General features: G+C 36.4%; 15 protein-coding genes. 13 read left to right on the plus strand and 2 right to left on the minus strand.

Annotated features, from left to right (window positions below; all coding sequences use genetic code 11):
• Positions 1-6: 6 nt before the first annotated feature.
• Positions 7-951, plus strand: a complete 945-nt coding sequence (locus M2265_RS01665) for an aldo/keto reductase (protein ID WP_132768315.1) — start codon at positions 7-9, stop codon at positions 949-951.
• Positions 952-1,285: 334 nt separating this feature from the next.
• Here M2265_RS01665 and M2265_RS01670 read toward each other — a convergent pair whose 3' ends face one another.
• Positions 1,286-2,050 carry a response regulator transcription factor gene (locus tag M2265_RS01670; RefSeq protein WP_132768313.1) on the minus strand — a complete coding sequence of 255 codons (765 nt, stop codon included), beginning with the start codon at positions 2,048-2,050 and terminating at the stop codon, positions 1,286-1,288.
• Positions 2,051-2,145: 95 nt separating this feature from the next.
• Here M2265_RS01670 and M2265_RS01675 point away from each other — a divergent pair, with 95 nt between their 5' ends.
• The 12 genes from M2265_RS01675 (at position 2,146) to M2265_RS01730 (ending at position 21,900) form a co-directional block, all read left to right on the plus strand.
• On the plus strand, positions 2,146-2,796 hold the full coding sequence (locus M2265_RS01675; protein WP_132768311.1) for a DUF1349 domain-containing protein: 651 nt from the start codon (positions 2,146-2,148) through the stop codon (positions 2,794-2,796).
• A 572-nt stretch (positions 2,797-3,368) separates the two neighbouring features.
• Positions 3,369-6,425: a SusC/RagA family TonB-linked outer membrane protein gene (locus M2265_RS01680; protein ID WP_132768309.1), complete on the plus strand. Its 3,057-nt coding sequence runs from the start codon at positions 3,369-3,371 to the stop codon at positions 6,423-6,425.
• An 11-nt stretch (positions 6,426-6,436) separates the two neighbouring features.
• Positions 6,437-7,903, plus strand: coding sequence for a RagB/SusD family nutrient uptake outer membrane protein (locus M2265_RS01685; RefSeq protein ID WP_132768307.1), 1,467 nt, complete (start codon positions 6,437-6,439; stop codon positions 7,901-7,903).
• Positions 7,904-7,935: 32 nt separating this feature from the next.
• Complete coding sequence (locus M2265_RS01690) at positions 7,936-9,528, plus strand: arylsulfatase (RefSeq protein ID WP_132768305.1); 1,593 nt, start codon at positions 7,936-7,938, stop codon at positions 9,526-9,528.
• Between the two features lie 21 nt (positions 9,529-9,549).
• Positions 9,550-11,175: an arylsulfatase gene (locus M2265_RS01695; RefSeq protein ID WP_132768303.1), complete on the plus strand. Its 1,626-nt coding sequence runs from the start codon at positions 9,550-9,552 to the stop codon at positions 11,173-11,175.
• 71 nt (positions 11,176-11,246) lie between these two features.
• Positions 11,247-11,987: a thioredoxin domain-containing protein gene (locus M2265_RS01700; protein WP_132768301.1), complete on the plus strand. Its 741-nt coding sequence runs from the start codon at positions 11,247-11,249 to the stop codon at positions 11,985-11,987.
• A 456-nt stretch (positions 11,988-12,443) separates the two neighbouring features.
• Positions 12,444-13,046, plus strand: coding sequence for an RNA polymerase sigma factor (locus tag M2265_RS01705; RefSeq protein WP_132768299.1), 603 nt, complete (start codon positions 12,444-12,446; stop codon positions 13,044-13,046).
• Positions 13,047-13,415: 369 nt separating this feature from the next.
• Positions 13,416-14,471, plus strand: a complete 1,056-nt coding sequence (locus M2265_RS01710) for a FecR family protein (protein ID WP_132768297.1) — start codon at positions 13,416-13,418, stop codon at positions 14,469-14,471.
• A gap of 73 nt (positions 14,472-14,544) precedes the next feature.
• Positions 14,545-17,637: a SusC/RagA family TonB-linked outer membrane protein gene (locus tag M2265_RS01715; protein ID WP_207902353.1), complete on the plus strand. Its 3,093-nt coding sequence runs from the start codon at positions 14,545-14,547 to the stop codon at positions 17,635-17,637.
• 11 nt (positions 17,638-17,648) lie between these two features.
• Positions 17,649-19,226 (plus strand): RagB/SusD family nutrient uptake outer membrane protein, encoded by a 1,578-nt coding sequence (locus tag M2265_RS01720; protein WP_132768293.1) that lies wholly within the window; start codon positions 17,649-17,651, stop codon positions 19,224-19,226.
• Between the two features lie 99 nt (positions 19,227-19,325).
• Complete coding sequence (locus M2265_RS01725; protein WP_165905836.1) at positions 19,326-21,245, plus strand: alkaline phosphatase; 1,920 nt, start codon at positions 19,326-19,328, stop codon at positions 21,243-21,245.
• Between the two features lie 508 nt (positions 21,246-21,753).
• The gene (locus M2265_RS01730) at positions 21,754-21,900 is read left to right on the plus strand and encodes a hypothetical protein (RefSeq protein WP_021190220.1); all 147 of its coding nucleotides are present in this window, start codon (positions 21,754-21,756) and stop codon (positions 21,898-21,900) included.
• A gap of 198 nt (positions 21,901-22,098) precedes the next feature.
• Here the strand turns inward: M2265_RS01730 and lon are convergent, their stop codons facing one another.
• Entirely contained in the window at positions 22,099-24,567 is a 2,469-nt protein-coding gene (gene lon / locus M2265_RS01735; RefSeq protein WP_021190219.1) for an endopeptidase La, read from the minus strand.
• Positions 24,568-24,626: the final 59 nt, after the last annotated feature.

The following is a 24,626-nucleotide window of genomic DNA, read 5'->3' on the forward strand; positions in this document are numbered from 1 at the left end:
ATAAACATGAAAAAAGTAACAATTAAAAATACAGATTTAGAAATTGCTCCGATCAATTTTGGAGGTAATGTTTTTGGATGGACTTTAGATGAAAAAGAATCATTTGATATTTTAGACGCGTTTGTAGATGAAGGTTTTAATTTTGTGGATACTGCAGATACATATTCTTGGTGGGTGAATGGAGTAGGAGGCCAGTCTGAGACTATCATTGGAAAATGGATGACGCTACGTAATAACAGAGAAAATATTGTCATTGCAACAAAAGTGGGATCTGAAACAAAAGAACATCCTGTTGATATCAGTAAAAAACATATCTTGAAATCCGTTGATGAATCTTTACAGCGTTTAGGTACAGACCATATCGATCTGTATTATACGCATTTTGATGATCAAATAACACCAATTGAGGAAACATTATCTGCGTATGACGAAATTATTAAGGCTGGTAAAGTTCGTTATATTGCAGCTTCTAATCTATCCCCTAAGCGATTGATAGAATCTTTTGATGTTGCTGAGAAGAACAATTTTCCGAAATATGTAGCGCTTCAACCACATTATAATTTGATGGAACGCACTACTTTTGAAAAGGATTACGCACCTTTAGTTGAAAAATATGATTTAAGTACTTTTTCATACTGGTCATTAGCCGCCGGATTTCTAACAGGAAAATATAGAAATGAATCAGATCTTAACAAGAGTGCGCGTGGTGAAGGAGTGCGGAAATATTTAAATGCTGAGGGATTAAATGTGCTGTCAGCTCTTGATAAAATAGCATTGAAATATCATACACAACCAGCAACAATAGCCTTAGCGTGGCTACTGGCCAATCCATTAATTACAGCACCAATAGTAAGCGCAACGAGTAATAATCAGTTGAAAACGCTATTTGATGCTCCTAAAATCACTTTAGATCAGGAAGATTTAGCATTATTGAATGAGGTCAGTAAATAATTGAGATTTTGGTACTAATGGTAAGAATATTATTTATAATGGTATAAATTACGGATGTTTAAAAAGTAAAGGATCTGTCTAATTATTTTTTAAGTAGCTTTATGATAACACACTGTGTTGCTCAATACATAAATATGAAGACCATACTACTTATACTGCTCATTATAGTCGCTTTATTGATGATTTACTTTGGAATTAGAGGAAATCTATTACCCCCCATATTAACTGGATTAGGATTTATTATTATAGCAATCTTATTTAAAATCGGCGTCAAGAAATAATTTGACGCCGATTTTAAATTATATCGCTTAGGAAAATAGGTCATCTATATCAACTATTTAAACAAGTTTAAAGAAGATGCGATCCGGCATGCTTCAATTGAATTCGTAACACGAAGTTTTTCAAGAATATTTTGTCGGTGTCGATTGACAGTATTAATACTGATGGAGAGGTCATCAGCAATTTCTTTACTGCGTCTGCCAATTTTTATTAAACTAAGAATTTCTATCTCTCGCTTGGATAATAAATTGCTACTTTCCTGTTTTTCAGGTTGAATAATTTGCCCTGTAACACTGTTCACAATAAAGCCCTCGTAAGACTCTGTGTTATCGGACAAATGAGCAAAATTGTATAAACATAGGGCTAACCAAATACTGCCATTAGGTGAATTCTGAACATAATACATGCGATGGGATATCCATATATACTGACCTTCCTGATTGTACATCCTGATCTTACTAATGACATGAAAATTGTGACGGTCAGTAAGAGGTATATGTTTTATAAAATGAAAATATTGCAATTCAAGGATATGCTTCCGTAGTAGATCATCAGGGTGAATAAGCTTGAAAATTGCATCTTCCCATATGGAATCAATCTCTGAATCATGATCTGATAATCCTAGTGTTTGGGCAAGCCCCCCGTTGTAGATATAGCTTTTGTCATTTTTAAGATCACTCAAAACCGCTATCGCATTTTCAATATGAGCATAAAATTGTGCAATATATTGACATTGCTGAAGCAGTTTGTGAGGATCTGGCTCTTGCTCAAATACTTGCTCTAAAAGCTTTTCGTTAAGAACTCCTGCAATGTTATTCATATCTTAAAAAATGGTTATTTATCAGTATTGATAATCTTTAAACGCTCGTATACCTTTGCTAAAGTAAAAAATTATAAGATTATTTGAATACAGAGATGAAGAAATTAATACTACTTATGATGACTGTCCTTTGCCAACAGTTGACAATGGCACAAAATCTAACGAAAATGCAGTGGTTTAATGAACCGGCAAAGTGGGAGGTAAAGGACCAAACGCTGAGTATGTTCGTAACACCCCAGAGTGATTATTGGCGTATATCACATTATGGATTTACTGTTGACGATGCTCCATTTTATTATGGAACTTATGGTGGTGAGTTTGAGACAAAAGTAAAAATTTCTGCTGACTATAAAGCGAGATTTGATCAGATGGGATTGATGCTACGGATTGATAAAGAAAATTATATTAAAGCAGGAATCGAGTTTGTTGATGGAAAATACAATTTAAGTACTGTCGTGACACACCGCACCAGTGATTGGAGTATCATCAGTCTAGAAAAAGCCATTCCATACGTATGGATAAAAGCTGTAAGGAGGTTGGATGCTGTAGAGATATTTTACTCTTTTGATGATAAAAGTTATACTTTAATGCGTAATGCCTATTTACAAGATAATACACCTGTTATGGTGGGCTTAATGGCGGCATGTCCTGATGGTAATGGTTTTAATGCAACATTTGAGCATTTCGAAGTGAAACATCTTGCTGATCAAAGACGCTTAGAGTGGTTAAAAAATCATGCAAACTAAATGGTACATGTTCATGCACCAATAAAAAAATAGAAGTACCCCTGTATTTTTAGTGAAAATTTAATAACTGAATCGGATAATAGCTACAGATTAGCTTTATCCGATTTTTCATTTCCTTTTTTGATGTTAATGCATTGGCATTGTTGCTAATATAAAAATTTGTTTGACAGATAATATGATTAATAAACGATGCTATATGGTGCTTTAGTTCAGGTTTTAAAAATAATTACATTAAATCTACTTAGTTAGTAGACTTTATTAAATTTATTTTTATATTTGCCTTATCGTTACTCAATTGGCGTTGGCAAACGAAACCGAAATTAATATTCATTATTTAACAAAGTTTATGAAAAACAATCTTACTAACCCATCTACAAGAGCAGTCTCCGTGACTGATTATGTTTCCTTTAATTTCCCTTCCTGCTGGATGCGAATGTGCATCTAATTTCAAAAAATCTTCTTTAAAAAAATAGGGGAAGCTTTAACGCTCCCCCAAGTTTGGATATAATGAACCACAAGTCTTCAATTGGCGTTGGCACTTGTAAGTATTCACTATTAAACACCGTAAAACTATGAAAAAATTAGGAGTACTTCGGTATTCTATACTTATTTTGTTCTTAATACACAGCCTGAATTCGCTGTATGCTCAAATAGAACCTAAACCGATAATAAATGCCTCCTTAGTTGGTACAGTTATCGATGCTTCCAGTAAAGAACCCATTGAAGGTGTCACTGTGCAATTGGAAGCAGTAACACATAGTGTAAAAACAGATGGAAATGGGCGGTTTCAATTTGTCACAGGTCAAAAACTCCCTTTTACGCTGATTGTATCTTTTGTCGGGTATGAAAAGAAAAAGATTGTTATCAATACATCACCTACTGTAATTGAATTAAGCCCTACTACGGAAGATCTTGATGAAGTCGTAGTGGTAGGCTATGGTACGCAGAAACGCCGCGATTTGACGGGATCAGTTGCTTCCTTAAATGAGTCTTTATTGAAACAGAATGTATCATCGCTAGATCAGACTTTGAAAGGTGGTATATCAGGGGTGCAGGTTACGCAAACTTCTGGGCAGCCGGGCGGTGGTGTCAGTATCCGTATTCGTGGAGGCGCATCTATTCAGGGGGGAAATGAACCCTTATATGTTATTGATGGTTTTCCCATATATAATCAAACAGAGAGTACTGGAGTAGGTAGTGGAACTCCTGTCAATCCCATGTCGAGCATCAATCCAAGTGATGTCGAAAGTATTGAAGTTTTAAAAGATGCTGCTGCAACAGCAATCTACGGTTCTCGTGGTGCTAACGGCGTAATATTGGTGACAACTAAGAAAGGTAAAGCAGGTCGTGTACAACTGAACTATGATGGTAGTATAGGACAACAACAGGTGTTAAAAAAAATAGATGTCCTAACAGCTCCAGATTTTGCTATTCTTCGCAATGAGGCCTTATATGATGCATATCCGAATCTGGGAAAATTTCAGTACCTCACACAAGACAAAATCGATCAATTAGGTTCAGGAACAAATTGGCAAAAAGAAGCTTTCCAAAATGGACAGATTACGAATCATCAATTATCTTTATCAGGTGGAGCTGAACAGGTGCAATATTTTATTGGAGCTAATTATTTTGACCAAGATGGAGTAATTAGAAATACAGATTTTAAACGTTTAGGTTTCCGTTCCAATATCAATGCTAATCCTTTTAAGCGCTTAAATGTTGGCGCTAATTTTTCAATTAACAGAACAACATCTCAAATTGCACCATCAGGAATTGTCAATGCATTATTGATAATGCCTCCAACCGCAACCATATATGATGCCGATGGATCTTACACATTAAGAAATCCGTTTGAAAACATTTTTGCAAATCCTATTGCAACATTAAAAGAAACCACCAATACATCAAACGCATTACGCATTTTGGGAACTTCATTTGCTCAATATGATATTATAGAAGGGCTTCAAGCGAAAGTGCTATTAGGTGTAGATTTAAACAATAGGACCGATAAATTTTATTTGCCTTCTTACATCTACGAGGGGGCAGGTAACAATGGAAAAGCAAATTTAGGTAATCTAGATTCATATTCATGGCTGAATGAAAATACGTTAAACTATACCACTTCTTTTCAAGATCATCATTTAAATGCTTTAGTTGGATTTACGCAACAGGAAGCGAAGAATGAGACCTTCAACGCGGGAGCTGAAAATTTCGTAACGGATGATCTTTTGTATAACAGTCTGCAAAGTGGATCAACCCTTGTCCGTCCAAATTCCGATGCTTATTCTTGGATACTGCATTCTTATCTGGCTCGTGTAAATTATAATTATGCCAATAAATATTATTTATCAGCCAGTATCAGGCGCGACGGTAGCTCTAGATTTGGAGCTGATAATAAATGGGGAAATTTTCCTTCTTTAGCTTTTTCATGGAGAGCTAGCAACGAAAGCTTTTTTAAAGAAACGTTCAGTGCAGTCAATGATTTAAAAATCCGAGCTAGTTTTGGAACTACAGGCAACCAGGAGATCGGTCAGTATCAGTCGCTTTCGACATTATATAACTTAAATTATTTATTTGGCAATAAAATAGTAACCGGTTTTGCTTCGCAACGTATACCAAATAAAAATTTAGGTTGGGAAACGACCTATCAGTATGATGGAGGATTTGATATTGCGCTATTTAACAGTAAACTACAGTTTACCTTAGACTACTACTACAAAAAAACCACCGATTTATTACTTAATGTTGAAATTCCATGGACATCAGGTTATGCATCTTCTTTACAGAATTTTGGTTCAGTTTCCAACAAAGGATTTGAATTTGGCTTGAAAACCAGGAACCTAAATGGAAAATTTGTATGGAATACAGATGTGAACTTTTCATTCAATCGAAATCAAGTATTAACCATTGGTACAGGAGCACAATCTTATATTTCTGGAAATTATATCATTAAAGTTGGTGAACCTCTCGGAGCTTTTTATGGCACACAGATCGATGGAATTTTACAAAAAGGAGAGGAATCAACTAAAGGTTTATTTACTGGAAATGCCATACCAAAAGCTGGGGATCGTCTTTACAAAGATATCGACGGTGACGGTAAATTTACAACAGCAAATGACCGTGGCATCATTGGAAATGCACAACCAGATTTTATTTTTGGACTAACCAATACGCTTTCTTATCGCGGCTTTGATCTTACTTTTTTAATACAAGGAACAGTTGGCAATGAGTTACTTAATGTCAATCGTCAAAACTTGGAAATGTTTACGGGACAACAAAATGCATCAACAGATGCTTTAGACAGATGGACTGAAACAAATGCCAGTCAAAGCTATCCTAGAGCGAAATTAGATCCTGCTCCAATTTTTTCAGATCAGTTTGTTGAGAATGGTTCATTTGTCAGATTAAAGTCTTTTCAATTTGGCTATACCATTCCTAAACATGTATTAAATGCTACTCGAATATCCAATGTGAACGTATACCTATCTGGACAAAATTTACTTACCTGGAGTAAGTACAAAGGTTTTGATCCTGAAGTGACATCAGGTAGTAACGTACAGATAGGGACAGATTCTGGAATTTATCCAGCTTCACGCTCCCTCACAGTAGGTCTTTCTTTAACATTTTAATCCAGAGGTACATGAAAATTACAAATATATTATTCGCATCCACATTATTGATTGGAATCGTATCATGCTCAAAATTAGATGAGAAACCGGAAAGTCTACTGGTTTCTGAGCAATTTTATCTGAATGAAAATCAAGCTGTTTCTGCTGTTAACGGAACATATCGAAAACTATATGAAAGCGGACAGTCCATCTATAATAGTCTTTTTCAAATTGGAGTAGAAATGGCTACTGATGATTATGAAGCTGGACCAAGAGCGCGGAATGCACATGTACGTGCGATCAGTAACTTGACACACGATGCATCGAATGACCGTATGGAACAATTGTGGAAACAAAGTTACGACGCTATAAATGCTTCAAATCAAAATATTGAATACATCGCTTTGATATCACCTGAAAAGATTAATGACGCAATCCGTAAGCGTTTAATTAATGAAGCCAAGTTTTTAAGAGCACTGCATTATTTTAATTTAGTTCGTTGGTTTGGTCCCGTTCCTTTAGTTCTAAAACCTGTAACATCACTTAGCACGGAAGAACTTTATGTGACCAAGGCTTCTGAAAAAGAAGTCTATAACCAAATTATTGCAGATCTTAAAGATGCAGAAAATCTACCCAATTATAAATCTTACGGTGACAACGATAAAGGAAGAGCTTCATCAGGAGCTGCCAAAAGTATACTGGCAAAGGTATATTTAACACAACAAGATTGGTCAAATGCAAAATTAAAAGCACAGGATGTAATTGATAAAGAGGGATATGATTTGTTTTCCGAATTTACGGATGTATTTAATATCGATAAGAAAAACGGTATTGAACATATTTTCTCTGCACAATTCAAAGGGAACAGTGGATATCAGGGAAATTCGCTTGCAAGTAGATCTGCACCTGCGGATATTCCGGGTATTAATGGTGACTATGCGGATGCTTGGCATGCTGAAGGTGGTTTATATGGTACTTTTTCTAAACAGGATAAACGTTTAAATACCACATTTACTACAGGGATGATTTCTCCGGTCGATGGTAAGTATTATGCACTTGCAAAACCTCAATTTAATAAATATTATGATGAGAGCGTAGTAGGCAACCAAAGTCAATCATCTAAAAATTTACCCATTATTCGTTATGCTGAAGTATTGCTCATATTGGCAGAAGCTGAAAATGAGCTCAATGGATCAACTTTACTAGCACAGACTTTTCTAAATAAAGTTAGAGTGCGTGCAGCAACAGGTGATATCGAAAAAAATTTAAGTAAAGATGATTTTAGAGAAGCAGTATTTGAAGAGAGAAGGAAGGAGTTAACTTTTGAATATCAAAGGTGGTTTGACTTAGCGCGCAGAGGGGCAACCTATTATGTTGCAAAACTAAAGGCCGCAGGTAAAACCAATGCGGCTCCAAGACATATTCATTTTCCCACGCCACAACGCGAACTGAATTTAAATCCAAATCTTAAACAGCATCCAGATTGGGTTAATAATTAAAATCAATTCACATTCATTAAAAATTTCACATAATGAAAAGAAACTATTATTTATTGACGCTCTTAATGACTTTAAGCAGCCTCGCTGGATGGTCCCAGGACAAACGTCCAAATGTGATCTTGATCTTGGTCGATGATCTCGGTTTTTCAGATATTGAACCATATGGTGCATCTGATATCCATACCCCAAATCTAACAGAATTGGCATCTCAAGGAACTCGTTTTCAAGAATTTTATAACAACTCGATCTGTGCTCCAACAAGAGCATCTTTATTGACAGGGCAATATGCCCATAAGGCAGGACTAGGTTATTTCAATGTAAACCTTGGACTTCCTGCATATCAAGGTTTCTTGAATAAAGAATCGCCAACGTTGGCAGAAGTCTTAAAAAAGGCAGGTTATTCCACTATTATATCAGGCAAATGGCATGTTGGGGACGATTACGATCAGTGGCCAGCACAACGAGGATTTGAACGGTCGTTCAATTTTGTAGGAGGTGCGTCTAATTTTTATGAAATCAGCGATTCTACTCAAGCGACAGTGCCTTTGTACAAGAATAATAAACCCTTCTACTTACCTAAAGATCGATATCTGACCGATGAAATTACCGATCAGGCAATTGGATTTTTGAAAGAGCAACATCATGATAAAAAGCCATTCTTTCTATACCTAGCCTTTAATGCACCACACTGGCCTCTACAGGCACCAGAAGAAGAAACGCAAAAGTATCAGGAGACTTATACTATTGGTTGGGACAGTTTACGCACAAAACGATATGAAAACGCTATTAAACAAGGCGTATTCCCTGCGAAGCAGAAAATAAGTGCTAAAGATACATTAACGCAAGAATGGAATAAATTAACCTATGATGAAAAACAATACTGGAAAAGAAGACAACAAGTATTTGCAGGTATGATTGATCGTGTGGATCAAAGTATCGGTAAGATTCGTCAGACCCTAAAAGAGTTAAAAGTTGATGACAATACAATCATTATATTTTTGTCTGACAATGGTGCACAAGGTGGTGATCGAGCCCGTATTTATACAAGCAGAAACACGGGTACTGTTGGTTCTGCAGGATCTTATGATGTGCAAAATAGCAATTGGTCACAAACGGGAAATTCACCATTAAGAAGTTACAAGGATAACCCATACGAGGGCGGTATTGGCGCTCCTTTTATTGTTTGGTACCCTAGGGAAGTAAAAGCCAACACCATTAAAAGAGGAACTGGACATCTAATTGATATTGCTCCAACATTATATGATTATGCCCAAGCAAAGTACCCAAATACGAATTATGGGACCGCTACCAATACACTTCCCGGAGTCAGCCTTAGAAAACTGTTAAATACTGATCTGGCACAGGTGGAGCGTAATCAAGCTTTATTTTGGGAACGTGCCGGCAATCGAGCTGTCCGTTTCGGAAAATGGAAACTGGTGTCTACCTATCGTAACGGGAATAATGTAGAGTTATATGACATCGATACAGATAGAGGAGAGAATCATAATGTCGCGTCTCAGAATCCTCAAGTTGTAAAACAGCTTGAAGAACTGTATCGAAAATGGGCAAAGGAAAACGACGTTGTCAATTATGACCGAATCAAAGGACAATCCTCATTTCGCTAACATTTAAAATCAAACATTACCATGAAAAAAATATTTTCCATATTATATTTAACTGCAAGCCTAACGACACTTGGTGTAGCACAGCAAAAAAAGCCTAACATCGTACTAATCTTAGCCGATGATTTGGGTTATTCAGATCTTGGCGCATACGGAGGTGAGATTGAAACCCCCAACTTAGATCGGCTTGCATCAGAAGGATTGCGGTTACGCGAGTTCTATAATAATTCCATTTGTGCACCCACTCGTGCGTCTTTATTGACAGGGCAGTATCAGCATAAAGCTGGAGTAGGCTATTTTTCTAATGACCTCGGATTACCTGCTTATGAAGGATATATTAATCAAGAATCACTAACCCTTGCTGAAGTATTGAAGGAAAACGGTTATAACACCATCACATCCGGCAAATGGCATGTATCTGGCAAAGGGACGAGCCTTCCTTGGCAGCGTGGTTTTGATCTCGTATTTCCAAAGGATGAAAAGAGTTCTGATTCAGGTGCGCCGGGTTTTAAAGGTGAAACAGATGCACAAGGATATCCACTTCCTGAAAACTATGCTACCAATGTAATCAATCAACATGCTTTATCATTTTTGGATCAAGTAAAAGATGATAAAAAACCCTTCTTCCTCTATTTAGCTCATACAGCTCCACACTGGCCTTTAATAGCGCTACCTCAGGATATTGCAAAATATAAGGGGAAATACGATAAAGGCTGGGAAGCAATTCGTCAAGAAAGATTTAAACGTCAGAAGGAGTTAGGTTTAATTACACCTGATACCAAATTATCAATACGTGATGAAGATATTTACGATTGGGACCGACTATCTTTTGATCAACGTCAATTGTGGGCAAAGAAAATGGAAATATATGCCGCTATGGTCGACCGCTTAGATCAGAGTATTGGTCACCTTCTCCAGAAATTGAAAGACAATAATCAACTGGATAATACACTCATTGTTTTTTTATCTGACAATGGAGCTCCGGCTGAAGATTTGGTGAAGTGGCATCATGGCGCAAGAATAAACTCAGGGCCTGTAGGCACTACAGGTTCGTATGAATCACAGAGTAAAAACTGGTCATATGCTTCCAACACACCTTATAAAGCATTTAAAGATTACACATATGAAGGTGGTATTAATACACCATTTATAGCTTGGTTTCCTAATCGAATACAGGCAAATACCATTAAAAATGGGACGGGACATATTATTGATTTAGCACCAACATTCTACGCTTTAGCAGGAGCGACATATCCAAAAACATACAAGGGTTTAAAAACCAATGATTTAAAAGGTAAAAATCTGTTACCTGTTATTTTTGATGATAAGAATAAAATTGACAGACCTGAAGGACTTTTCTGGGAACGTGCCGGTAATCGCGCGGCTCGAATAGGCAAATGGAAGTTGATCTCAACTTGGCCCTCTTATAAATGGGAATTGTATAATTTAGAAAACGACCCTACTGAAATAAAAGATGTTGCTAGCCAAAATCATGATGTGGTATCCCAATTATCTCAAGCATATTTCAAATGGGCTAAAAATAACGGTGTTGTTGATTTCGCCGAACTTGAGGATCGTGAACCGGTATCTATGAAAGAATTTAGAAAAAGTAAGACACAAGAAATAGCAGCACCCGCTTTCCGTTTCTAGTGAATTATCTTTTCTAAAAAATGAACTCGTAACAATTTAAGAAAATTCGACATTTATATCGTGTTTAACAAATGAAAAAACAGATTACATTAATCCTAATTTTATTGGTCATCACAGTGTTTGATGGCAAAGGACAAAACCAATCATCTCCGATAGAGAAGGAGAAGAGAGAACAAAAAGATTTTCGCGTAAAAGCGGCGTTATTTCATGAAAAAATAAGCGAACAGGATAAGCCTCAGATTTTAGATGCTCGCAGTGCTGAAGAATATGAACAGGCACATTTACCACAAGCTCGTCAGATCGATCCTGCCGTTAAAGGTTATGAACAGCAATTGGGTAGATTAATCAAAAGTCAACCAGTCTTTATCTATTCTATCCAAACCGGGCGATCTACAAAAATCGCTAATTTACTCGCAGAACGTGGATTTACAAAGATCTATGTTTTGGCACCTGGTATTTCAGCTTGGATCGGAGCAGGATATCCAGTAGAGGTAGCAACTGTAAATAAAAATAGAATTTTATTGGCTGATTTTAAAACAGCATTGAAATCTCAGGAATATGTTCTCGTTGACTTCGGATCAAACTATTGCCCGCCTTGTAAAAAAGTAATACCAGTATTAGATTCAATCAACAGCAAGACGGAAAATAATATCAAAACAATTTTAGTAGAAATAGATGCAAATCCTGAAATAATTAAAGATTTTAAAATAACTTCCATACCAACATTAATTCTTTATAAGAATGGTGAACCTATATGGAAAAAAACAGGTATTCCCTCCGTTGCAGAAATTGTAGCTGCAAGTGTCAAGTAGTGGTCTTGACCTGCTATAAGCATTATGATTTTAATAGCTAATCTGTATAGTACAGGTTAGCTATTTTTGTATACTAGTTCTGTCTTGTTTTCCAAAATCAGGTTTTAGTGACTTAAATTCCCATGTATTCATAGTATATGTAAATTTCCCTTTCTCCATCTGCCTTACACCTTTTGCAATTCGCTTCTCTCAGATAGTGATGAAATATAATTTCAGAATGATAGCATTACCCTTGTTCAAGTCATCCATTTAACTGCATAAATCTTATTTTGTAATGTAGATCATTTTTGTATATTTACGATAAGTAACCAATTATTTAATTACCAGAAACAACCTATATTCTTAACAATTTGATAACCTCCTAAAAGGATTAAGCTGTTTGTTTTTTAAATAAATTTGCCCGTGGTTTTCAAACCACAAAACCACAGATGTAGAAGATAAAACATATCAATTAACATGAATAAAACGGTAACAGAAATTGAAGAAATCGTAGCAATGTCGAGGGGAGACGTAAAGGCTTTCAATGCATTGTATGCGCGGTATCATAAACCTGTACATGCAAATATTCTAAAATTAATCGATAATCGTGAATTAGCGACCGAAGTGTTGCAAGATGTTTTTTTATCGCTTTGGCAGAATCGATTTAAGATACAGGTAGATCGTCCTGTTGGAGGCTGGTTATTTGTTGTTAGTTATAATAAATCGCTGAATGTTCTACGCAGTAAGTTGAAAGAATCAGTTGCGTATATTGCCAATTATCCCGAAGAAATTTATGCCGAGGAAGATAGCAGTATTCAGGAAGAAATTTTCAATAAGCAAATGGAAATCTTGGAAGAAGCCGTTGCCGTATTACCAAAAAGAAAACGGGAAGTATTTAAATTGTGTCGTTATGAGGGGCGCACAAAAGAAGATGTAGCTGATCTTTTAGGACTTAGCCCACAATCGGTAGCAGATTATCTCAAACAATCGAACAAAGCCATTAGAGAATATGTCGCTAAGCAATACCCTGCCTATGCAGAAAGATCATTACTCATCGTCTTTCTTCTCGCGAATCTTTAATTTTTTTTATCCACTCCTTATTGCCTTATCTCCGGAACATTCTGATCAGAATCATAGTAGACCGCTTCATAACTTTACAAAAGGCTTTTTTACAAAAAAAATAATCCTTTGTACCTCCGTAAAATTCGAATTATTATTTCTTTTTAAATACGTTGGGTGATTCATCTCTCCCAAAGATTATTTGTCTTTTTTTGATAAGTATAAAAGGAAGAGTATTGCGTTTACATTAAGGCTCAAATATAATCTTTCTCATATGTGATCATGTCTTTAGTATTAAGCGATGTATCCACATGTTTAATTGATGTTTTATTAATAATTTCTTAACAACAAAAGCATCCCCTTTGGAAATTTCTTGTGTATTTACTATTGATGAAGCAACAGATTCTTAATTTAATTACTCGTTTTTGGGAAGGAAAACTTTCTAAAAAGGATCAGCATAAACTATTGTCCGACTTAGAAGATTCCAAACACCCTCTAATGGAGGAACTTCGGAATGATTTTGCAACAGTACATGAAAACGAAAAATTGGCAACAGAAGAAGAGTATCAACAGATGTTATTCGGTATTCATGAAAAAATGGGAGTGATCAAAGCATTACCTAATCGACGTCGTTTAAAAATAGGCTGGTCTATTGCCGCCTCCATTTTATTGGCTATGGGAATATTTGGGTATCACTTTGTCCAAACAAATTTGCCTATTCCCATTACAACAGTACAAATACCAGAACCACTCATATATGAACTTGCCAACAGCAGTACAGATACGCTTACCTATAAAATGAAAGATGGATCTAGGATTATTTTATCCCCTAACAGTAATATTTATTATACAAAAGAATATGGAAACATCGATAGAAACCTGACACTAATTGGAGAAGCGAGATTTAATGTCGCCCATGATGCGCAACGACCATTTATTGTATCCGCCAACGGTTATACAACAACGGCACTTGGTACTGAATTTACAGTCGATAGTTATACTAAAAGTAAATTATCGGTTAGGTTAATATCTGGGAAAATAGTTGTGAAATCAACGAATCGCAGTCCATTTGAAATGAAAGATCAGGTGCTCAAGCCTGGACAACAGTTATTGATTGATGATCATTTTAAAACAGCTTTATTAGTTGATCGACAAGAAAAAGCGAACAATCTAAAATTAGCGGACAACGTGAAATCAGACGAACATAAACAAGAGGGTGGCCTGCAGTTTGATCAGACGCCACTTCCACAGGTGTTTTCTAAGATTGAAAAACTAAAGGGTGTAATCATTAATCTAGAAGAGGTATCTCTTGAAGGACTATCCTTTACTGGGAAATTTGAAGAACATTATCCACTGGATGTTATGCTATCCATTATTTGTCAGATGAATGAACTTACCTATACCCATAGCAATAACAGTATAATCATTAAAAATAAAAAGCAATAAAAGAAGTAAATAATACCGTTTAAATTTTAGTTCATGCGGTACAAACCACCTACAAATTAAAAGACTAAATGAAATGAAAAGAAACCCGATGAAGTTAAGAGCATTATTGACAATGCTATCGATCTCCGTTGCTCTGCAATCTTATGCCCAGTCCAATGGGCAAATAAGAGGTACCATTATGGATAATAATGGTGTTGTCAAAACAGGAGCGACGGTTGTACTTTTAGATACGAAAGGACAAGTTGTCACGAGTATATCGACAGATCAAAAAGGTGTATTTGTATTTAAAGAATTAAATGAAGATGCGAAGTATAAGATCAAGGTTTCCATGATTGGGTACGAATCTTACCTGGAAGATCTTAAAGGTATAAAGAGTGGTGATAGTAACTCAATTTTGATTACATTGAAAGAGCAACTTTCAGCTCTTGATGAGGTGGTTGTCATTGGTTACGGTCAGCAAAAAAGGGGAGATTTAACAACTGCTGTAAGCTCTTTACCTAATGTCGCAGAAAATGTTGCTCGTCCATTAACTAACGTGGCAGATCTGATGCAAGGAAATGTTGCAGGAGTAACGGTGATGTCTGCAGGTGGCGATCCTTCGGCAATGCCTAAAGTGATGATTAGAGGAATGGGGACACTAAACGCCGAATCGCCACTTTATGTAGTCGATGGAGCACCCTATTATGGCGGACCTATCAATCCAAATGATATTGAAAGCATGGATATCTTGAAAGATGCAGCTTCTGCAGCTATCTATGGAGCTCAGGCATCATCTGGAGTTATCGTGATCACAACTAAAAGCGGTAAAGCTGGAGCGCCCAAACTAAGTGTCGATCTGTATCGAGGTTGGCAAAATGCGAGTAATCTACCGACTGCTTTGAACGCGACACAATACGCCCAGGCCTATAATGATGCAGCGAAAAGAGATGGAGTGAATCCTGCCGATGGTCATAATGCGACATTAAATCCTTGGGGACAGGAAACCCGCACAAATTGGATGAATGAAATCTTCAGAACAGGGAATATTTTAAATGCAAATGCGCAGGTGTCTGGTGGATCAGAACGATCCAGGTATAATTCTTCATTTGGTTATCACGATAAGGAAGGTTTATTGCTGAATACAGGTTACAAACGTTTTGCTTATCGTTTGAAATCCGAATTTGATTTTTTTGATCGATTGATATTAGGACAAAATTTTTATGTCAACCATACCACCGCTCGAGGTACAAATACATCTAGCAGTTATAGTGGATCGATCATCAATGCAATTTATATGAATCCTGCAGCACCTGTATATGATGAGAAAGGATTATTTCACGGTACTGTTCCTTTTAATTTATCGCAATTTTCATCTGCATATGGTGATACTTATAATCCAGTAGCTTTACTTCTACGTCCAACAGTTAACAATCCGACACTTAACCTCAATGGTAATGTTTTTGCCAAAGTGGATTTATGGGATGGTTTAACCTTTAAATCTAATTTTGTTTTGGATATAAATCGGTATTCTTTAAAAAGATTTGATCCCAAAATACCAGAAATTGGAAGATCAAATGGCAACAATTATTTGACGCAAGAAGAAGCTCGTACAGATCGTTGGATTTGGGATCAGCAATTGAATTATACGAAACGTTTTGGTGATCACCAGATTGACGCTGTAGCAGTATACTCTGCCCAGAAAACAAAGTATGAACAATACTACATTCAGGGAATGGGATTTGAACGGGAAGACGATTGGTATCAATATATCGAGAATGCACAATCTATACCAGGAATTCCAACAAGTGATGTCTGGGAAGATGCACTAACATCTGCTATTGCTCGTGTTAATTACAATTATGCAGGACGGTATTATTTAGGAGCAAGTATCCGGCAGGATCGCAGTTCACGCTTACCAATAAATAATCGATCGGATGTATTTACATCAATTTCGGGAGCCTGGAAAATTTCTTCAGAATCATTTTTTAAAAGTGACTTTATTAATGATTTAAAACTACGCGCTTCCTGGGGCCAGATTGGAAATATTCAATCAGTAGATAAGTACGCATATAACTTACCTTTGAATAGCGGTACTGTCACACCTTTAGGGTCGGAAGGACTTTTGGTACGCCATTTTGCAATGATCAAACAAGGTAATCCTAATCTCATCTGGGAAACTTCTGAATCATGGGATATCGGCCTAGATATGACTTTATTTCGTCAGTTAAGTTTTACAGCAGATTATTATCGTAAAAAGACCATCGGAATGATCTATGAAATTCAACCCGATCCACATTCAGGTATGCAGAGAGGCCCTACAAGTAATACAGGTGATATTATGAACAAAGGATTTGAATTCAGTACAAAATATAATCATCAATTTGGAGATTGGAAACTTGGTTTAAATGCTAATATCGCTTTCAATCGGAATGAGGTATTAAATATTGATGGGTTAGGAAGTGACTTTATTGAACACGGAGATAATGTTCGAGGCATACTGTCTCCATATCGGTCTACGCCAGGACAAGCATTATATTCATACTATTTGATTCCTAATACCGGAATATTTAATTCTGAAGCAGAAGTACAGGCGCATAGTCTAAATGGTAAGCTTATTCAACCCTTTGCACGTCCTGGTGATTTAAAATTCGAAGATACAAATGGTGACGGTAAAATCAGTTTTGATGATCGTGTATATATGGGTAGTGCGGTTCCTAAGTTCACCTATGGTTTTGCCCTTAATTTAGATTATAAAAACTTTGATCTAAATGTATTAACCTATGGTATTTCAGGAGCAAAAATTTTTAACGGATATAAATTCACAGCCTATAACGCGGGCTTACAGGGTTATAATCTGGATAATCGTGTCCTAAATGCCTGGACGCCGGATAATCTAAATAGTAATATTCCAGCACTTTCTTCTAAAGATCCAAATGCTAATTACGGAACGATATCAGATTGGTACCTTGAAAGTGGCGATTATTTTCGTATAAAAAACATTACTGTTGGCTATAACTTACCTAAGTTTTTGAATAAACTGCAATCTAGGATTTATTTTTCTGCGGAAAACCCGTTCACCTTTACCTCTTATTCTGGTATAGATCCAGAGGTCGGCAGTATTGGATTAGATGTAGCGAATTATCCTTTAGCCAAGACATACACGATAGGATTAAATGTTAATTTTTAAGAATGAAAATCATGAAAACACCATCCATAAAAAAATACAAATACATTACAATAGCATTAGTAGGATTGAGTATAGGTATACAGGGCTGTAGCAAGAGTTTTACTGATCTGACTCCAAAAGGATCAATTACTAATGAAAACTTCTGGAAGACAGAAGCAGATGCCATCTTTGCCAGTAATGGTCTTTATGAACATTTCAATGACGATAATATGTTCGGAAGAGGTTTGTTTTGGTTTATCAACGCATCGGACGATATGGTAACAGGACGTACAGATGCAGGATCAGCAGCAGTGCGTAATTTTACTGCTACAGGTGCTGAAAGCCGTATTAATAGTATGTACAAGAAATTTTATCAGATCATACAACGTGCAAATACCATTATCACTAAAGTACCAGCTATGAGCATTAGCGATAATGTAAAAAAACACGTATTAGGACAAGCATATTTCATGCGAGGTTATGCCTATTTTTATTTGTCACAATATTATGGAGATCAACGTGCTGGTGTTCCCATCGTTACAGATGCAAATATGAATGAAATTAAATTTGTACGACCGACGCATGTAAAAGAGAATTTAGCACAGATTGAAGGGGATCTTTTAAAGGCAGCAGAGCTATTGCCACTTGTCAACACATATGGAGCAGGTGATTTAGGAAGAGCGCATAAGGACGCTGCTTATGCCTATTTAGCCAAAACAAATTTACAATGGGCACGATATGACGAGAGTAAATGGACGCAAGTTGTTAAGTACTGCGATATGGTGACCAACTCAGGATCAGGTCGTAAATTAATTAATACAGGAAAACCAGAAACAGATTTTGCAAGCGTCTTTTACATCGAAAACAATTTTTCATCTGAATATATCTTTTCTGTAGTTTCTAATAAAATTCAGGGTTCCATATTGCCGGCTGTATTATTTGAAAATACAGGTTATGGACTTTATAATGGTTGGGGATATTTTCACCCCACTTTAGAATTGTATAACGCTTTCGAATCAGGTGACAATCGTAAAAAGGCAACCATACTTGAATTTAACGATACATTTACGTTATTTGGATTGGATCGGAAATATTATTCGTCTAATTCTCAAACTGGTTTTCAGTTCAAAAAGTATATGCAACCTTTCCGTTTTCCAAAGGATCAACATTTAAATCCAAGTGGAGATTATCCGACTTCTGATCTAAATATTCCTTTAATCCGTTATGCAGATATTCTTTTGATGAAAGCCGAAGCGCAGATTAAACAAGGGAAATCTGGAGATGTGGAGATTAATTTGGTACGTAACCGCGCAGGGCTCCCTGCAATAAGTGGCGCAACAATGGTTAATTTAAAAAGAGAGCGTCGTTCAGAGTTTGCTGCAGAATATGCCGATAGGCATAGTGACTTGGTTCGTTGGGGTGATGCCCAAGCGGCCTATGCACGACCAGCAACCGGAAGGCAACATATTGCTAAAACTGATCCAACTTCTAGCTACACCATAGTACAAGTTTGGCCTGCCCGAACTTTTAATCCTGCTATTCATCATGTATGGCCAATTCCGCCATCAGATTTGAGTAATTCTGGGATCAGTCAAAATGAGGGATGGTAAAATTATCCTACAAATAACTTAAATCACAAAGACGGCAGGCTAGAAAGATGCGAAAGAGTGATCAGGTCTGTCGTTTTTTGTCCAATAGAAAGAATGAAAATGAAATTTGCTAAGTTATTATTAATACTGCCATTAGTTGGGATAATGGTCAGACTTGATGCGCAGGAAACACCTACAGCTGTTAATCGTTTTGATAAACTCATGTATAGTACGCATCAACAGCACCATGCACTTCGGGTCCGTGGTCATAGTCATAATGATTATGAACAGGATATTCCCATGTTACGTGCTTATTATGCGGGAATGGAATCCATTGAAGCAGACCTATTTCTACGAGATGATACCTTATATGTTGCGCATGAGGCTAAAGATATCAAAGCAGGACGAACCTTGGAAAATCTATATATAAAGCCTTTGGCAAACTTATTTAAACAAAATAAGCAACATCCCTTTGCTGACAGCAGTAAAAACTTACAGCTGGTTTTAGATCTGAAAGAAGATTTTCAGATTATGATGCCAAAATTAGTAAACCTGTTAGCACCTTATCGTTACCTAGTAGATCCCAAACAAAATAAATATGCTATTCAAATTGTCATCAGTGGCAATATGCCGTCACCTGCTCTCTTTAAAAACTATCCAGACTACATATCCTTTGACGGTAGATTTGAAAACACATACACCAGCCAGCAACTGCAACGGGTAGCTATGATGAGCGATAATTTACGAACCTATACGCAATGGAACGGGAAAGGGGTGCCAACGAAGCAAGAGCAAATGAAAATTGAACAGCAAGGAGCAAAGGCACGAAAATGGGGTAAACCATTTCGTCTCTGGGGTGCACCTGAGAGTGTCAATACGTGGATAGTATTAGAAAAAATGGGCGTTACCTGGTTAAATACAGATCATCCTGATGTGCTAAAAGCTTATTTAAATGATTTGGAGAGTTCACGTTTTACGACAAATAAACCATACGCTGTGTATCAACCTAATTTTGCAAAAGATGGGAGTAAGGGTACAGTCAGAAATGTGATTCTGTTAATAGGAGACGGTATGGGATTAGGTCATATTCAAGCTGCTATGGTTGCCAACCGTGGTCAGTTGCATATGGCTCAGATGAAACATGTAGGGTTCTCTTTAACAGCATCAGCCAGTCCAGGTAATACAGATTCAGGAGCTGGGGGATCAGCAATTGCTACCGGGCATAAATCATATAACGGTTCGGTAAGCGTAGACACATCTGGCAATAGGTTACTGCGATTACCTGAACTATTAGCAAGAGTTGGAAAGGTTAGCGGAATACTATCCACAGGGGATGCCTCGGATGCGACTCCCGCAGCATTTTATGCGTCAAATATAGACCGAAATGCATCCATTGCAATTACAGAAGCGCTCATCGAGAATAAGGATGTTAAAATATTGGCAGGTGAACTACCTGGACCTTATCGGGAGAAAGAAAGAAAAGATGAGTTGGAAAAAAAATTAAATCAAGCCGGATATCAAGTTGTTGATAACCTAACCGAATTAAAAAACGCCAAATCAGAGAAAACAGTAGCTTATTTTAATGAACAAGATATGGTAGCTGTCAAAGATGGTAGAAGTACTATTTTAAAAGAATTGCTCGCAACGAGCATCAGTAAACTTCATGGAATGGGCAGTGGATTCTTTATTATGGCCGAGGGGGCTCAGATTGACTATGGTGGCCATGCGCGAGATTTAAACTATGTGGTAACAGAAGCTTTGGATTTTGATCAGGCAGTCGGCGAAGCACTTCGTTATGCTGATCAGAATGGTGAGACACTTGTAGTGGTAACAGCAGACCATGAAACTGGCGCATTATCTTTATTAGATGCTGATGTAAAAACAGGCAGTATACAAGCCAGCTTTGCGTCTAATGATCACAGTGCGATGATGGTGCCTGTAATGGCATATGGCCCCGGGGCTCAAAACTTTTTGGGTTATTATCAGAATACCGAACTTTTTAAAAAAATTGCACAAGTCTTAGGCGCAATACAGCAGTAGTTGAATTATCAAAAATAAGCTTGTATATAATAAACTGGGCATTTCATTCTTATTAAATGGCCGGTTTATTATATAACAAAATCTGATACTAGTGTAAATTTTTTAAAAATTATCTCTTCATTATGATACCTTCACCATAAGCGTATATTCTTGAGCATTTATCTACATCTTCTGATGATTGTAGAAATAAGATTCCCCCTAAAGAATACAATTTTGCACATCCACCTTCATGTATAGTTGCTGTAAATCATTAAAAATCATATTATCTAATAGCTGTTTTTAGTTGTCAATTAAACTTTTGGGTATTAAAGAAGTCAAAACTAATATTTAACAGCACTTATTCTAGCCTTGAAAATAAGTGGTATCATTTCGAGTATTTACAATTTGTAAGTGTTAAGTGTAATCCTTACAAAAGAACAGCAGGAACACTCATAATTACTAATAAACAGTATTAAGGATAGTTTGGCTCGATATTTGAATGATATGAAGTAATCAAAACAATATATATATGATAAAAAGAGAAAGAACAAGAAAATCAAAAATTGAACAAAACCCATACATGTATTACATGACTAACTGGGGTTTTATGGAAACGGAAATCAAAGAAGATCGTCCCGTAGCATTGAAAAAAGAAAATGACAAGCTTGAGAAATAATTCTAAACGCTTTTAAAATCACAAATTAGACACTTGCTTTTCCTAACGGAAAGCATTTTGTGTTTATAGACCTTTCCAATCTTTTATTTAATTATTTCAGGTATGTCGACGTCTAGTCAGAGTTGCTCATGTGTCTACATGTAAAAGCCGCTATAAAAATTTATTTATAGCGGCTTTTAATTTTTAGAAAAATTTTGACTATTTCTTTGGCTCTAATCCTTTAGTCAGATCTTTTGCGTGCTTGACTTTTTTATCCAATAATCCGAGCGCAATGACATCAGCCATTTCCGTCACATAATGAAACTTCATATCTTTGATATAACTCTCTTTGATCTCTTCAATATCTTTTTGATTAGATTTACATAAAATAATCTCTTTGATATTCGCTCGTTTAGCTGCCAAAATCTTCTCCTTAATACCGCCAACAGGAAGAACTTTTCCACGTAAAGTAATCTCACCTGTCATTGCTAAGTTTTCTTTAACCTTACGCTGTGTAAATAGGGAAGTTAATGCCGTCAACATGGTTACACCTGCCGAAGGCCCGTCTTTCGGTGTAGCTCCTGCTGGAACGTGAATATGTACATCCCAATGATCGAAAACGCGGTAATCAATATCAAATTCTTCAGCATGCGAACGTAGATAAGCCATTGCAATGGAAGCTGATTCCTTCATCACGTCGCCCAAGTTACCTGTTAAGCTCATTTTTCCTTTACCTGGGCTCAAACTTGACTCTATAAACAATATATCGCCACCGACAGAAGTCCAGGCCAACCCTGTAACAACACCAGCAACTTCATTATTTTCATAACTATCTTTATCAAAAATAGGAGCACCTAAAATCTCTACAAGATCCTTATCATTAATATTGACATTGTATTCTTTTTCCATAACAATGCGAGTTGCAATACCACGAACAGTAGAACCTATTTTTTTCTCTAAACCACGTACACCAGATTCGCGCGTATATTCTTCAATTATTTTCTCAATAATTTTAGATTTCAACGAAATATCCTTTGCTGTTAATCCATGTGCTTCACGCTGTTTCGGAATAAGGTGTTTCTTGGCAATTTCAATTTTTTCTTCGATCGTATAACCATTAACTTCAATAATCTCCATACGATCCAAGAGAGCTGGTTGTATATTATTTAAGGAGTTAGCTGTAGCGATAAACATGACCTTAGATAAATCGTACTCCATCTCAACATAATGATCATAGAAACTCGTATTTTGCTCCGGATCTAAAACTTCTAATAGGGCAGAAGATGGATCTCCTTTAAAGTCAGCACTCATCTTATCAATTTCATCCAATACAAATACAGGGTTCGCTGCACCTGCTTTTTTCAAAGATTGAATGATACGACCTGGCATTGCACCAATATACGTCTTTCGGTGACCCCTGATTTCTGCTTCATCACGCACACCACCTAAGGCCATTCTAGTATACTTACGGCCTAATGCTTTTGCAATAGATTTCCCTAATGATGTTTTACCGACTCCCGGAGGGCCTACTAAACATAAAATAGGAGCCTTCATATTGTTTTTCAATTTCAATACGGCCAAATACTCAATAATACGCTGCTTAACTTTATCCAACCCATAATGGTCTTTATCCAGTACTTTTTGTGCTCTATTCAGGTCAAAATTATCTTTTGTAAACTCATTCCAAGGAAGGTCAAGTAATAATTCTAAATAATTGATCTGAACAGAATAATCTGCGGCAGCAGGATTGATCCGTGCTAATTTTTCAATTTCTTTATCGAAATGCTTAGCAACAACTTCATTCCACTTTTTCTTTGATGCTCTTTTTTTCAATTCGATAATCTCTAAATCGGGCGTGTTTCCGCCCAATTCTTCTTGAATCGTCTTTAACTGTTGATTTAAGAAATAATCGCGTTGTTGTTTATCTAAATCTATTCGTACTTTATTTTGAATCTGGTTTTTAAGTTCTAAAATTTGAATTTCAGAAGTTAATAACTCTAATAATAGGCGAGCCTTCTCATCAGCATTTAATAATTCCAATAACTGTTGTTTCTGAATTAAATCAACATTGATATTAGAAGAAATAAAGTTAATAAGGAAAGTCGGACTCTCGATATTCTTAATGGCAATACCTGCCTCGCTTGGTAGGTTCGGCGATAGTTGAATAATTTGAAGAGCCATCTCTTTTAAAGTCGCTATTAAGGCTTTAAATTCCTTAGTCGACTTCGGTTTCTCTTCCTTATATTTCTCAACGTTAGCTTTTAGATAAGGTTCGGTCTGAACAGCTTCAAGCAATTTAAAACGTTGCTTACCTTGTAAAATCACCGTTGTATTACCATCAGGCATCTGTAAAACTTTGATGATGTGTGCTACAGTTCCGACTTGATAAAGCTCATCAATAGTAGGATCTTCCATAGACATATCCTTTTGAGCTACAACACCTATTGTTTTATCTCCTTGGTAAGCGTCTTTAACTAATTTGATTGATTTATCCCGACCCACAGTAATTGGAATAACTACTCCAGGAAATAAAACTGTATTGCGTAAAGACAAAATCGATAGTGACTCCGGAATCTCTGCATTGCGCATGTCATCTTCATCTTGTTGACTTAATAATGGAAAGAATTCGGTATCTTCAGATATAATGGGAATCGCCTGATTGAAATCAAATGTTTCGAATTTGCTCATATTATGTTAAGGTATATTAATATTTTTATGTCAGTTTATGACAACATGTCGTAATTCTG

This window comes from Sphingobacterium kitahiroshimense (assembly GCF_025961315.1).
In the GTDB taxonomy this organism is placed as follows: Bacteria; Bacteroidota; Bacteroidia; order Sphingobacteriales; family Sphingobacteriaceae; genus Sphingobacterium; species Sphingobacterium anhuiense.